Raw genomic sequence first — 12917 nt, forward strand, 5'->3', positions numbered from 1 at the left:
AAAGTCACCGGGCAGGCCTTTGTTAATCTTTTATTCACTATATTTACACCAAACACCAAAAAACAACAGCATGTATACAGGAATACAGCACCTTCATTCATTCTTGAGCTACCTCGTACTGTTAGGTTTGCTCATCAGCTTTGTGGCCGCCCTGGCCGGATGGTTCGGCAACAAGAACTTTGGCGATAAAGACAGAAAGCTCGGCCTGCTGGGCCTCATCCCGACGCACCTGCAGTGGGTTATCGGCGTGATTTTATACTTTGTGTCGCCACTGGGTATGAGTAATTTCTCTGGTGAGGCGATGGGAGACTCTGTTTCCAGGCTTTACATTCTCGAGCACCCGCTTACCATGATTATCGCCGTTGTCCTGATTACAGTGGGCTACGCCCGCGCAAAGCGCCAGATTGGAGCTGGAAACAAAGGCTTCAAGAGCATTGCCATTTTCTACGGCATCGGCCTTATCCTGATCCTGAGCCGCATTCCGTGGAACGCCTGGCCAGGTAACTAAGCCCATTAAAGTATAAAAGTATAGCAGCCGCTTCGCCCCAGGGTGAAGCGGCTGTTTTTTTGCTACCTCTCCTCAAAGCAAAGTAGCTTGTGTAGCACCGGGTCCAACCACCCCTGCCCCTCCTTGGCTAAGGAGGGGAGTCTGTCATTACTTTGGTTGAAGTATAAGTTTCATTATTACAGTTCTCGCGCGGACAGGTCGCGACCTGTCCCTACACAGTATGAACCCACCCCAGCCCCTCCGAGGAGGGGAATTATACTTGCCACCTTCTCCTGTCATCTCGAACTGCGCGAGAGAACTATCGGGAATTCTTTCCAGATCTCTCATTTCATTCGAGATGACAGTATTATCTGTGGCTATCGAGCTGCTTCCCAGTTTTTCTGGGAGGCGCCTATGCGAGTTTTTCCGGTGCCGCAGGCAGCCCGAGGCACGAGGGCAGGAAAAGCTCCCAGCGCCGAGCGGGAAAACGAGGCCTCCCGGCCTTGAGGGAGCCAAAGCCTGATATGAAACTGTAGGTATGTAAGCCTGGAGGATGAACGGGAGCTAGTAAGAATAGCTTAGCTCCAGTTGCGGGAAGCGGTGGCTAGGAATCAATAGCAGCAAGTATAGCCAAAGTATAAAATATGGCTTTTCAAGCCAGTTGGGTTACAAACCCAAGATCATAAGTAGGCACAGGTTGCAAACCCGCGCCAGCGAGAGGATATAGGAAGCAGGGCTATAAAGTATACTCAAGTATAAACTATCAAAAGGCACAAGCTGACGCTTACGCCAGTGAAAGTACAAGTATAAATCAACCACTCATGCTCTAAAACTGGTTAACCTATACTTCCATTACCCACTCCGGCGAATCCAACAAGGCCGCTTCCCTACGTCCCTTTACTAAAAAAGGTTTTCGGGATGCAATAATAAAACTGGTATATAGGTTTTAGGAAATAACCACGTCATGCTGCCACATCAACCCGGGGATCTACTTGGGGAGGCAGCACATTTTTAAATTTGAGTAGCGTACCATGATTATAACATTTATACTTTCCCTGATTGGAATTTTCGGAACACTGACCATACTAGCTTACCTGCGGCAGGTAGAAGACAAAATGCCTGAACTGCTCAGGCAAATGGAGGAGCCTGAATGCCAGGTCTGCCACCTGCCCCACCCCCACCGGAGGCCAAAGAAAATGCGCCACAGCCTTGGTAAAATAAAGCGCTACTACCGCCGCAAAAGAAATGCCTCGCTGCTGCGCCGCCGGTATACCAAACAGGCCTAAATCCTTTAACAAAAGCTATCGGGCGATGCGCAAAGAGTTAAGCTATACTTTCGCGCGAAGCTGCAAATGCCCTAAAACCGGAGCGTAGCCACCACGGGCAAATGGTCGGAGGCATAGCGCTCGGGGATAACCTGCTGCGACACGACCTTGAAGCCGGATGCTTTGCTGAAGGCGATGAAATCGATGGCGCGGGTGGGCACGTCTACGGGGATGGTTGGCGCGCAGTCGGATTGGCAGGTGCGGGTAAACGCTTTGTCGAGTTCGGCGATGGCCGCACTCTCGGGCAGGTCGTTAAAGTCGCCGGCAAGTATAAACGGCAGATGCTCCTGGGCGGCAATGCGGTTGATGGTTTGCACCTGCTGCAGGCGGTTGGCGGCGTTCTGCACGTCCAGGTGGGTGCTGCCGAAGCGGATGGTTTTGCCACCGGGCAGCGTTACGTTGGCCGTGGCCAGCACGCGGTCTTCTGCCTCCGGCGCGGCATCCTCGGGCAGCTGCACCAGGCTGGTCTCGCTGAGCGGGTACCTGGAAAGTATAGCCACGCCATACTCACCTCCTCCGAAGTCGATGGCGCGGGCGAAGAAGAAGTTCATGCCCAGCTTTTCGGCAAGAACTACTGCCTGGTTAATATTGCCCGAGCGGCTGGTGTTCACGTCCACCTCCTGCAGCGCCACCAGGTCCGGGTTCTGCTCCCGGATAACACGGGCAATGGCATCCAGGTCTATCACGCCGGGCCGGATGGGCGGGTTGGCGTGGTGGATGTTATAGCTCATCACCCGCAGTTCCGTTACCGGCTCCTGTGTGACGGCCGTACTGCTGCTGGCACATCCCGACAGGGCCACGCATGCCCCGAGTATAAAAGTATAAAGTATAGCGAGTCGCTTCATGGTATAAGTACAGTTGGTGTTCCTGCCCATAAGCTAGAAAATATATCAGGGTTTTGCTATATAATTGGCTTCTCCTATTCTATTCATACACACAATTATATATTTTTTAATTATAACACTATATTTTTGTGTACATTAGATTCTGTAAAAGGGATAAATACAAGTGTATAGATAATCCAATCGTTCAGCTTTAGCACCTAAAATAATGCTTGAACCATTTAAACAATTTATCTGCGACACATGCGCAGGAATCATTGAAAAGCCAGAAGTTGGATGGGTAGAATGGTTATGCTATTATGATGAACAAAAAGGCAAACTGATTAATAAGAACTTCCGCATTTGCCACCATGAAACAAGATGCATGATATTAGCCGATCATCATCATGTTTCTGACAACCACCTGAATAACATGCTAAAGGATAATTCAATGGTCATCCAGCTCTATGGCATGCTTGATCCTGAACCAAATGTAAACCCACAGCAAAGTAAAGGAGTGAAAGTTGAGGACATAGGTGAAACTGTTGAGTTTTTAAGAAGGCTAACATTACCATACTATGAAGAGGCTAGGCAGTACTGGAGTGAGGAAATTGCTGATGGTTACATTTCTGAGGCTAATGAGATCTCTCCATACTTTCCACATAACCTAAAGAGTATAATTGAAAGATATAGTCGTTAGCATTACTGTTTTATCTGTAACACTTTATACTGCCAAAGAACATAAAAAGCCCCTCCAATCCTAGAGAGGCTTTCTCGTTTGTTATGGGTACATCTCAGCCCTATAACTCCGTAGCATTAAAGGTATCGCCCTGCGACACATCGCCGGTTTCGAAGCCTTTTCTAAACCAGCGTACTCTTTGGGCTGAGGTGCCGTGGGTGAAGGAGTCGGGTACTACTCTTCCGGTGGCTTGCTTTTGAAGGCGGTCGTCGCCGATGGCGCTGGCCGCATTCAGGGCTTCTTCCAGGTCGCCGGGCTCCATAAATCCGGTTGATTTTTGGGTATGGTGCGCCCACACACCGGCATAGAAATCGGCCTGTAACTCTACCCTCACCATCAGTTTATTGAACTCCGTTTCCGACAGTCTGCCCCGCATGGCGTTTACCTGGTCCATGGTACCCGTGATTTTCTGAATATGGTGCCCCACCTCGTGGCCCACCACATATGCCTGCGCAAAGTCTCCTGCAGCCCCAAACCGGTCTTCCATTTCTTTAAAAAAGCTCAGATCGAGGTACAGTTTCTCATCTCCCGGACAGTAAAAAGGTCCTGAGGCAGCAGAAGCAAAGCCGCAGGCTGAGTTCACCTGTCCCGAAAACAGTACCAGCGTGGGCTCTCTGTACCCTTGTATCATACTGCTCCAGAAATCCTCGGTATCAGCCAGCACCACGGCCGTCTGGTCGGCCAGCGCCTGCTCTTCCGGGCTTGCCTGGTAGTCGGTTGTTTGGGCATACTGCGGTTCCCCGCCCACAAACTGTTGCAGCAGCGCTAGCGGGTTGGTGCCTGTCAAAAACATCAGCAGCAACAGCACCCCTACAATAATCAGCCCCACTTTCGAGAAAAGGAGCCGGAACAAAGGAATAAGCAGCATGGGACTCATGCCTCTGCCCCCACCTCCGAAGCCGCCTGCCGATTGCCCTCTACGGTCTTCTATGTTGGTGCTTTTTCTTCTGCCTCGCCATTTCATAGTTATTTATTTCAATTGATTAAATGTTTGTCGATGTACAGGTAAACCGGGGTAACCTATCACTATATTGCAGTATAACGCAGGCAGCTATACTTGGATGCCCGCAGTTTAAACGAATGGCCTTAGTGGCGTGCAGGAGAGAGAATTTACACCTTTTCCCGCCGTGGTTGCAGGTATCAGCAGCAAGAGCGTATTCCTTGTGACCTGAACGTTAGCCAACACAAAAAACATCACCAAGCCAGTAGCAGATCTACTCCTCAGTGTTCAATAAATCCCGGATTACGTAAACAAAGATTATTTCAAACACGAGGTTATCAGGCAGATAGAACCGTGTGTCAGGAGCAATGGCATCGGCACCAGGGAAACGGCGCCGGATGGGCAGACAGAACATCAGGATTAGGGCAATAGGAATATAGCAGCGGGCGTCAACGGCCATTTTCACTGCTGTTTTACCGGCAATTTGTTCCCTAAGGAAACATGCGGCGGTTTACAGGCTTTGCAGGAGTGTCTATACTATCAGCTTATGATTAAATGTTGCCTCTTTTTTATTTTTCAACTACTTATTGTTCCGTCTTTATTTGCTCAGGTTACTGAAATCAGGAAGAGCTTGATGGATAGCACCAACTCCGGTAACAATCCCATCATCCAGCAACCTTCCTTAAAGAGATTGCTGAGCTTGAGTGACAGAATAGACTTAAATTTCTATTTCCGAAGTTCGGCAGAGTTTCCGAGTGGATCTTCCAACCAGGCATCGGTTAAAATGAACGAGGCGCGGCTTGAGTTGAGGGGCGACATTACCCCTGATTTAAGTTTTCGGGTGAGGTACCGCTTGTACAGAGGTTTTGCCGGAAATAGCTTCGACAATGCCCCGAGCGCACTCGACCACGCCAACGTAACGTATCAGTTCGGCAAGGAGAAGAAGTGGCACCTGACAGCCGGTAAGCAGGCCGCGAACGTAGGCAGTTGGGAGGCGGACACAAACCCCACCTTTGAATACCAGTACACCGAATTTGTGGGCAGGCAGTTGAACCTGTTTCTGCTGGCATTGGAACTGGGGTACGAGGTCACCGACAATCACTCCATCCAATTGCAGTTGCACAACACCTATAACCAGGACTTTAATACAACTTATACTTCGGCGGGCTACGCTGCAAACGGGTTGGAGCCGGCAAAAACGCCTTTCGGTTTATACGTTACCTGGCTGGGAAACATGTTTGATAACAGATGGCAGACATTTTACAGCTACAATATTTCGCAGTTTGCCGAGGATAAAACAGACCACGCAGTGTCCATCGCCAACAAGGTGGTGCTCGACAGGTTTAACGCCTACCTCGATCTGCATAGCGCCACCCTGTCTGTAGACTATCCTAATATCGGCTCGCCCGCCATCAATAACTACCTGGCAGCCTCACCGGCATTCGCGCCAACCTTTCAGCAGGACATCAACTACAAGTCTGCCATACTTCGGGTAGATTATGAGTTTATACCCAAGTGGTTCATCACAGCCAAAGGCTTTTACCAAACGGCCAGCCACCGCGAAAACAACGACATCGGCGACAATTTCAGAAAGCACTATGGCTATTGGGCAGGTATAGAGTACAAGCCCGTTGCTAACCAGGACATGCGGCTGTTTACCTATTACTACTTCAATACCACCCGCTACAACGATCTGGTAGCCGAAACAAACCCGAATCAGAAGCTACACCTGTTCGCAGTGGGCGTGCTATACTTTGTAAATATCTTCTGAGTTTATACTTGGCAGGTAGGGCTTGGGGTCGTGCGGTGTAAGCAGAGAACTTACTCTCCAACAGGTGATAGCGCGCCTGTTACCTGCTGATAAATCGTGTTCAGCACCCACTCCAGTTGCGTATCCCTGCCTTGCAGGTAATCCTCCCGCGTCAGCTTTACCTCCACATGGGGCATAATCCCCTGCCCTATCCTCTGGTGGTTGAGGGGCTTTACGTCCTGTGCCAGGCTCACAATCGAGAACTTTAGGAGCAGCCCGGAGTGTGGCAGCCGGTACACCATGCCGAAATTACCGGTGTGCCACAGGTAGCCGCCTCCGGTTTCCTCGCCAATCACCTGCGCCTTTTGGTCGCTTTTAACCATACTGGCAAACAAGGAGCCGGCAGAGGCCACATCGGGACTCACCAACAGGTACTGGTTGTCGCGGAAGCGGTTCTGCTGCGGCGAAAAAACCGGGTTATACTTGTCGGCCAGGTAAAACTTCCCGTCGCGTTGTACGCTGTATTGTTCCTGCAGCATCGCCTCCCCTAGTTTAATCTCGTCCGGCATGGTTGCCACGTAGTGCGGCTTGTGGTGTACCTGGTTAAAGATGGTATAGCCGGTTGTGGTCATCCGGAACTGGCGGTCCGTCAGGTAGGAGAACAGCAGGGTTTGGTTGGGGTTGTTTCCGCCACCGTTCTTGCGTACATCCACCACCAGATACTGCACACCGCGCTGATTCAGGAACGTAAAAACAGAATCCAGGAAGGCGGCATACTGAACGTGGCTTGCTTCCCCCGGACCTCCCAGGGCAAAGGTATTCACCGTCAGGATACCTGTGTTCAGGCTATCTACCTGTTGGAAAGTATACTGCTCCTCAAACTCCTGCAGGTGTTTGGCATGGCGCGCGGCATGGGTCTCTTTGAAGGTTTCGTAAGACACCGCCGGTAAAGTTACCTGCTTCACTTGCTGCTGGTCGTCTTCGTACGCTACCACAAATTCTTCCTGGGGTCCGAGCGCCAGGTACATGTACCACGAGGAGATAACCCCGGCCATGGAGGCATACTTTTCGGTTTTGTTATACCCGTCGGTGCTCCTGTAAAAAGAGGCTTTCTCCAGCAGTTCCTCAGCCTTCATGCCATTTACCGACACAATTTTACTTGCCACAGGGATGCCACCGAGGCTGCTGGCACTATGCAGCTCGTTGTTCAGGCAGAGCACCGGCAGTGGAAAAAAGATCGGCTGTGCTTCGAGCTGCTTCTTCAGCGTGTCGGGGTAAAACAGGTTGTTGTGGATGCTGCCTGTAAAGTCCACCACGCCCCAGATGATGTTGTAAAACTCCTGGTAAGTGGTGCGCTCGTTTATCTTTTTCTCATTTGCCAGGAAGAGGCTGTCAATCGTCTCCTTCGGATGAAAGTCGTAGAGGCCGGGGTTGGCTTTTTCATACAGGTCGCGGAAGAGGCGGTAATCGGCCAGCATGCCCTCTTCGGAAAGGGCTACTCCGGGCAGTTCCGGTTCTCCCTTTTCGACTGTCTTGCAGGTGGCAAACAACGCTATCGCACTGCACAGGTAAGCCAGGTAAATGCTTTTTCTCATAGTTCTATTGTTCTTGCGGGCAAGTAAGGTTATCTCTCGTATCAACTAGTGCTCAACGAATTAGCAAGTAGCATAATAGCCCGTCTTGATGCAAATAAATTTTATATATAGTAAAACGAAGGTTGCAGAACGCCAGCCTGAGCGGTGAGTAAACTTAGGAGGTAGCTTTTTCCTCCGCATCCTAATGCTTCAAAGTATAACATAGGAAACAGTGCCAGGTGAGGCTGCTTTTTTACTGCCTGCTTGCCCACATCAGGTGCGGAACTAATCCTGCCACACAAAGTATAAATAAGGGATACTCTGCACGCACCCAGCGTAGATTGCTGCCTTTTTATACTTGCCCAATCATAGCTTTTATACTTATGGTATCGCCTCTTTCTGCACTGCTCCTGTTTCTACTGCTGCTTTTGCAAACCCAGAATAGCTTTCAGGAAAAAAGAGAGCGCATGGTGAAGCAATCCATCGAGGCGCGCGGCATTTCGGACAAGGCTGTGCTGAAGGCTATGCGCACAGTGGAGCGCCACCTGTTCGTGCCCCCGGACCAGGTAGCCTACGCCTACGAGGACAATCCCCTGCCCATCGGCTCCGGCCAAACCATTTCGCAGCCCTACATGGTGGCCTACATGACGGAGGTTATCCGGCCGAAGCCGCACATGAAAGTGCTGGAGATCGGCACCGGCAATGGCTACCAGGCGGCAGTGCTGGCCGAAATCGTGCAGCAGGTTTATACTATAGAAATCATACCTGAACTGGGAGAGTCGGCGGCCAGAAGGCTGAAGCAACTGGGCTATGAGAACGTTGAGGTGAAAGTTGGCAACGGCTATCATGGCTGGGAGGAGCATGCCCCTTTTGAGGCCATCGTGGTAACAGCCGCCGCTGAAGCAGTGCCTCCGCCGCTGGTAGCACAACTGAAAGAAGGCGGCCGTATGGTCATTCCGGTTGGCCCGCAGAACGGCACCCAGACACTCCTGCTCCTCGAGAAGAGGAAAGGCAAGGTAACTACCCAGAAGCTGCTGCCTGTGCTGTTTGTGCCGTTCACGGGTGGGGATAAGAAGTAGGGGTTATAGTTTGTGTATGGTGGTTTTTGGATGCTTTGGTTGATGTCTGGAATAGTCGTTCCCCTTTCCTTACCTTTCTTCAATTTTTGCAGTACCGGGTCCAACCACCCCTACCCCTCCTTGACCAAGGAAGGGAGTCTGTAACTGCTTTGGCTAAAGTATAAGTTGTATAGCCACGGTTCTCGCGCGGACAGGTCGCGACCTGTCCCTACAAAGTATTACCCCACCCCTTAGAGCTACGCTCGCTAGCTCAAAACTCCCGTTTTGGCTAGTCCAGAGGAGGGGAATTATCTGCAGGCGATTACATCCCCCAGCCCCCTTCGAAGGGGGACTTTGGCTGGAGTTCCGTCAGCCGTGGCTATCGACCTTATCCCAGCCTTTGGGTTGAGCGCCTTCTAGATTTCCGGTGCCGCAGGCAGCCCGAGGCACGAGGGCAGGAAATGTAGACAGCGCGATGCCCGAAGGCGAGCCCTCTCGGGCTTGAGAGCTCCAAAGTATAAATGCAACAGTAGCTTATGTAAATCTGGAGGATGAACGGCAGCTAGAGAGGATAGCTTGCCTCAAATAGAAGGAAGCGGTAGATAAGAAAGTATAGCTCAGAGCATTATTTAAAGGAGTGCACGAGCTACAAGCTCGCGCCAGCTGAAGTATAAAGTATAAACCAGTAAGTATAAATCCTATACTTTCACCACCACCTTCCCTACTGACTGCCCCCGCTGGAAAAGCCGGATCGCCTCATGCATCTGGTTAAATTCGTACACATGCCCGACGTGCTGGGGCTGCAGATCCAATGCCTGTAGCTCCCGCAGCAGGCGGTGCATCATGTCGGTTTGCTCGTAGAGGTAAATCAGGTTAAAGCCCATCAGCGACTTGTTTTCAGTGGGCAGGCGCAACGGGTCAATCTTAGGCCGCCAGAGGTACTTCCAGATAAGGCGCGGGTAATTGGGGCGGCTGCTGTGGCTGGAGAAGCTGGCGTTGCCGTACACCACCATCCGGCCCATCGGGGCCATGGCCTTCCATCCTTCAGCCAGCACCTTGCCTCCGATGCACTCCATGATCAGACGCAGTTCACGCTCCCCCAGGGCCTCTTTCAGCTTAACATAAAAATCATTATCCCGAAGTATAACCGCGTCGTAGCCCTCGTGCTGGCGCAGAAAATCCACTTTGCCCGGCTGCCCTACCGTGCCAATGGTATAGGCGCCATACTTTTTGCTGATGCGGTTGGCCAGAATGCCCACGCCTCCGGCCGCGCTGTGAATCAGCACCGTCATCCCCTGCTGCAGGTTACCGAGCTCCGTCAGCGCATAATAGGCCGTGAGCCCTTGCACCAGAAAACCCGCTCCTTCCTCAAAGCTCCAACTATCCGGCAGCGCCACCACATAGCGGTGGTTAATGTTGATATGCGAGACATAACCTCCAAACTTGGTTACTCCCATCACGTGGTCACCCACCTGCCACTCCTGCACGGCCTCGCCCACCGCCGCCACCTCCCCCGAGAACTCGAGACCAGGTATAAACGGCCCTTCGGGAGTAGCGCTATAGAGCCCCTGCATGGCAAACACATCGGCAAAGTTCAGCCCGATGGCCCGCACCGCTACGCATACTTCGTCGGCCATTGGTGGCCCAAGTTCCTCGGTTTGCAGTTTGAGGTGGTTAATGGAGCCGGCTTTGGGCATGCGGTATACCTGGCGTTGAAGCATTTGCAGGGCGGTTAAGGTTATAGGATAGTTTGCTCGGAACGTGAAGGTAAGCAATGGGTTTCATACTTTAAACCGGAGGCAGCGAGGCTTTGAAGTATAAAAATTAAGGATAGCTCGTTAAAGTATAAATGCGTATAGTTGTACCGTTCCTTAGTCTATACTTTCGCTGCTATGCAATACCCTCCTTCCCCTTTCTCCCTACAGCACAAGGCTACTTACCAGGCTGCGCGCACGGTGGCCCCTGCGGTAGAAGCGTATTTCGCCCGCAAAATCGCCTCCAGTGAGCAGGAAGAAATGCAAAAGATACCTGCGCCTTCCCGGGAGGTAATAGAGGCTATCATCGACAGCGCCTTCTGGGCCAGTTTGCGGCGGGAGGAGGGGCTGGCACCTAAGATTTCCCTGGCTTTTCTGTCTCCTGCGGATGTGGAGCAACCGGTTTTATTTGGCCATCGCATGCCCCTGAAACCGGAGGCACTGACTAAGATTGCACCCGGCGTGGAGCGACCAGGCATACACCTGGGCGTGTGGCACGACAAAGGAGAGTTATACGTGTGGGGCATTACGCACGCCATTCCCAGCAACTGCTTTATCGTGGACGTGCCTGAGCCGGGCCTGCTGGTGGTAAAGTATAAGCGGGCCAACAGCCTGGGGAAATTTGCCAACGTGGCCGTGCTGAAAGGCGACCAGATAAAGCTGGTGGATGAAAGCAGCGCCCGCCTTCCCGACTGCCCGGAGCTACTTACCTCGCTGTTAGGGTTCAACTCCCCGGACCGCCACTCCAACATACTTATACAATTGGCTGTTTCGATGCAGATGCACCACCGGGGCGGCACCCTGTTGGTGGTGCCAGCGGGCACCACTGCCTGGCAGCAATCTGTAGTTTATCCGCTCAAGTATGCTGTGGAGCCTGCCTTCAGTGGTTTTGCGGAGCTGATGAAGCAGGACGAGCAGGTAAAAAAGCGAAGCCGCTGGCGCGAGGCTCTCCGGCGGGAAGTATCCAGCATTGCAGGGCTCACCGCCATCGACGGCGCCACCCTCCTTACAGATGCCTATGAGCTGCTTGCTTTCGGGGTAAAAATAAGGCGGCGTATAGATTACGATCCCATCGAGCAGATACTCTTTACAGAGCCTGTTGTCGGCAGCCAGCCCCAAACCATACATCCTTCGCAGCACGGAGGCATGCGGCACCTCTCCGCAGCTCAATTTGTGCACGACCAGCACGATGCGGTAGCCCTGGTTGCCTCCCAGGATGGCAGCTTCACGATTTTTGCCTGGTCCCAGAGCAAGCATATGGTGCATGCCCACCGCATCGACACGCTGTTGTTGTAGTATAATCAAGGCAAAATCTGGTTTGCCAGTACCTTACCCTGCTCAAAGTCTGTAATGTTCTGCAGCGTTGTCTGCGCTATACTTTGCATGGCATCCGTTGTAAAAAATGCCTGGTGTCCGGTGATAAGCACGTTGTTGAACGAGAGCAGGCGCATAAACACGTCATCCTGAATCACCTTATCCGACAGATCCTCGAAAAACAGATCCGCCTCCTCCTCATACACATCCAGGCCCAGGTATTTAATTTTTCCACTTTTAAGCCCTTTTATGACGGCTTTGGCATTGATGATAGCGCCTCTGCTGGTATTGATTAGCATCACACCTTCCTTCATCCGGGTGATGGAGGCCTCGTTTATCAGGTGGTAAGTTTGGGGCGTGAGCGGGCAATGAAGCGAGATGATGTCGGATTGCTGGTAAAGTTCGTCCAGCGAAGTATAGTTTACTCCGATGGCTTTTGCTTCCTCGCTCTCCCGTACATCGTAACCCAGCACCTGGCAGCCAAAGCCCTTCAGGATGCGGGCGGTCACCAGGCCGATTTTGCCCAGGCCTATCAGCCCCACCGTTCTGCCGTGCAGGTCGAAGCCCATCAGGCCGGTGAGGGCGAAATTGTCTTCGCGCACGCGGTTGTAGGCGCGGTGGGTTTTGCGGTTCAGGGTCAGGATAAGGGCCACCGTGTGCTCAGCTACCGCATAAGGTGAGTAGGCCGGCACGCGCACCACTTTCAGCCCCAGATCCGAAGCGGCTTTCAGGTTTACGTTGTTAAAACCGGCGCAGCGCAGGGCCACCAACCTGGTGCCTCCCGTGGCCAGCTGCTGCAGTACCTGTGCACTGGCCAAGTCATTCACAAAAATGCACACTGCCTCCGCTCCTCCGGCCATGACGGCGGTACGCTCGTTCAGCGGCGCCTCCAGAAACGTGAGTCTGTGCTTAAGGCGCTTGTTCTCGGCCTCGAAAAACTGCCTGTCGTATACTTTGGAGCTGAAAAACGTGACTTCCATACCTGAAAGTATAAAACTCAATATGAAATTTATATCAGTGTGAAAATGGAAACCCACCCCTTAGAGCTACGCTCGCTAACTCAAAACTTGCGTTTTGGTTAGTCCAGAGGAGGGGAGTTTCTGCAAGTGTCATATGATTCCCCTCCTCGGAGGGGTTAGGGGTGGGTTGATCGCA

General features: G+C 52.0%; 12 protein-coding genes. 6 read left to right on the top strand and 6 right to left on the bottom strand.

Going from position 1 to position 12917, the window contains the following annotated elements; all coding sequences use genetic code 11:
- Nucleotides 1-70 precede the first annotated feature (70 nt).
- Together BM040_RS17225 and BM040_RS17230 are read left to right on the top strand one after the other, a co-directional pair.
- Nucleotides 71-508 carry a hypothetical protein gene (locus tag BM040_RS17225; protein ID WP_092104130.1) on the top strand — a complete coding sequence of 146 codons (438 nt, stop codon included), beginning with the start codon at nucleotides 71-73 and terminating at the stop codon, nucleotides 506-508.
- Nucleotides 509-1518: 1010 nt separating this feature from the next.
- Nucleotides 1519-1773: a hypothetical protein gene (locus tag BM040_RS17230; RefSeq protein ID WP_092104132.1), complete on the top strand. Its 255-nt coding sequence runs from the start codon at nucleotides 1519-1521 to the stop codon at nucleotides 1771-1773.
- Nucleotides 1774-1844: 71 nt separating this feature from the next.
- On the opposite strand, the gene BM040_RS17235 is transcribed toward BM040_RS17230, so the two are convergent.
- Nucleotides 1845-2657, bottom strand: a complete 813-nt coding sequence (locus BM040_RS17235) for an endonuclease/exonuclease/phosphatase family protein (protein WP_175491103.1) — start codon at nucleotides 2655-2657, stop codon at nucleotides 1845-1847.
- 205 nt (nucleotides 2658-2862) lie between these two features.
- Between BM040_RS17235 and BM040_RS17240 the strand changes: the two genes are divergently transcribed.
- A complete protein-coding gene (locus BM040_RS17240; protein WP_092104134.1) occupies nucleotides 2863-3333 on the top strand; it encodes a hypothetical protein in 471 nt (156 codons plus the stop codon).
- Between the two features lie 100 nt (nucleotides 3334-3433).
- On the opposite strand, the gene ypfJ is transcribed toward BM040_RS17240, so the two are convergent.
- Together ypfJ and BM040_RS17250 are read right to left on the bottom strand one after the other, a co-directional pair.
- Nucleotides 3434-4336: a KPN_02809 family neutral zinc metallopeptidase gene (gene ypfJ / locus BM040_RS17245; RefSeq protein WP_092104136.1), complete on the bottom strand. Its 903-nt coding sequence runs from the start codon at nucleotides 4334-4336 to the stop codon at nucleotides 3434-3436.
- A 250-nt stretch (nucleotides 4337-4586) separates the two neighbouring features.
- Nucleotides 4587-4772: a hypothetical protein gene (locus tag BM040_RS17250; protein ID WP_092104138.1), complete on the bottom strand. Its 186-nt coding sequence runs from the start codon at nucleotides 4770-4772 to the stop codon at nucleotides 4587-4589.
- 240 nt (nucleotides 4773-5012) lie between these two features.
- On the opposite strand from BM040_RS17250, the gene BM040_RS17255 reads away from it, so the two are divergent.
- Nucleotides 5013-6083: a porin gene (locus tag BM040_RS17255; RefSeq protein ID WP_175491104.1), complete on the top strand. Its 1071-nt coding sequence runs from the start codon at nucleotides 5013-5015 to the stop codon at nucleotides 6081-6083.
- 50 nt (nucleotides 6084-6133) lie between these two features.
- On the opposite strand, the gene BM040_RS17260 is transcribed toward BM040_RS17255, so the two are convergent.
- Nucleotides 6134-7657: a S41 family peptidase gene (locus BM040_RS17260; RefSeq protein WP_092104142.1), complete on the bottom strand. Its 1524-nt coding sequence runs from the start codon at nucleotides 7655-7657 to the stop codon at nucleotides 6134-6136.
- 362 nt (nucleotides 7658-8019) lie between these two features.
- Here BM040_RS17260 and BM040_RS17265 point away from each other — a divergent pair, with 362 nt between their 5' ends.
- The gene (locus BM040_RS17265; RefSeq protein ID WP_092104145.1) at nucleotides 8020-8715 is read left to right on the top strand and encodes a protein-L-isoaspartate(D-aspartate) O-methyltransferase; all 696 of its coding nucleotides are present in this window, start codon (nucleotides 8020-8022) and stop codon (nucleotides 8713-8715) included.
- A gap of 677 nt (nucleotides 8716-9392) precedes the next feature.
- Here the strand turns inward: BM040_RS17265 and BM040_RS17270 are convergent.
- Nucleotides 9393-10415, bottom strand: a complete 1023-nt coding sequence (locus tag BM040_RS17270; RefSeq protein WP_092104148.1) for an alcohol dehydrogenase catalytic domain-containing protein — start codon at nucleotides 10413-10415, stop codon at nucleotides 9393-9395.
- Between the two features lie 171 nt (nucleotides 10416-10586).
- On the opposite strand from BM040_RS17270, the gene BM040_RS17275 reads away from it, so the two are divergent.
- Nucleotides 10587-11744, top strand: a complete 1158-nt coding sequence (locus tag BM040_RS17275; RefSeq protein ID WP_092104150.1) for a putative sensor domain DACNV-containing protein — start codon at nucleotides 10587-10589, stop codon at nucleotides 11742-11744.
- Nucleotides 11745-11749: 5 nt separating this feature from the next.
- On the opposite strand, the gene BM040_RS17280 is transcribed toward BM040_RS17275, so the two are convergent.
- On the bottom strand, nucleotides 11750-12742 hold the full coding sequence (locus BM040_RS17280; protein WP_092104152.1) for a 2-hydroxyacid dehydrogenase: 993 nt from the start codon (nucleotides 12740-12742) through the stop codon (nucleotides 11750-11752).
- Nucleotides 12743-12917: the final 175 nt, after the last annotated feature.

The sequence above is a fragment of the Pontibacter chinhatensis genome, from assembly GCF_900113285.1.
Classification (GTDB): Bacteria; Bacteroidota; Bacteroidia; order Cytophagales; family Hymenobacteraceae; genus Pontibacter; species Pontibacter chinhatensis.

Coding starts and splice junctions, on each gene's coding strand:
- BM040_RS17225 (WP_092104130.1), top strand. CDS start 71: ATGTATACAGGAATACAGCACCTTCATTCATTCTTGAGCTACCTCGTA.
- BM040_RS17230 (WP_092104132.1), top strand. CDS start 1,519: ATGATTATAACATTTATACTTTCCCTGATTGGAATTTTCGGAACACTG.
- BM040_RS17235 (WP_175491103.1), bottom strand. CDS start 2,657: ATGAAGCGACTCGCTATACTTTATACTTTTATACTCGGGGCATGCGTG.
- BM040_RS17240 (WP_092104134.1), top strand. CDS start 2,863: ATGCTTGAACCATTTAAACAATTTATCTGCGACACATGCGCAGGAATC.
- ypfJ (WP_092104136.1), bottom strand. CDS start 4,336: ATGAAATGGCGAGGCAGAAGAAAAAGCACCAACATAGAAGACCGTAGA.
- BM040_RS17250 (WP_092104138.1), bottom strand. CDS start 4,772: ATGGCCGTTGACGCCCGCTGCTATATTCCTATTGCCCTAATCCTGATG.
- BM040_RS17260 (WP_092104142.1), bottom strand. CDS start 7,657: ATGAGAAAAAGCATTTACCTGGCTTACCTGTGCAGTGCGATAGCGTTG.
- BM040_RS17265 (WP_092104145.1), top strand. CDS start 8,020: ATGGTATCGCCTCTTTCTGCACTGCTCCTGTTTCTACTGCTGCTTTTG.
- BM040_RS17270 (WP_092104148.1), bottom strand. CDS start 10,415: ATGCTTCAACGCCAGGTATACCGCATGCCCAAAGCCGGCTCCATTAAC.
- BM040_RS17275 (WP_092104150.1), top strand. CDS start 10,587: ATGCAATACCCTCCTTCCCCTTTCTCCCTACAGCACAAGGCTACTTAC.
- BM040_RS17280 (WP_092104152.1), bottom strand. CDS start 12,742: ATGGAAGTCACGTTTTTCAGCTCCAAAGTATACGACAGGCAGTTTTTC.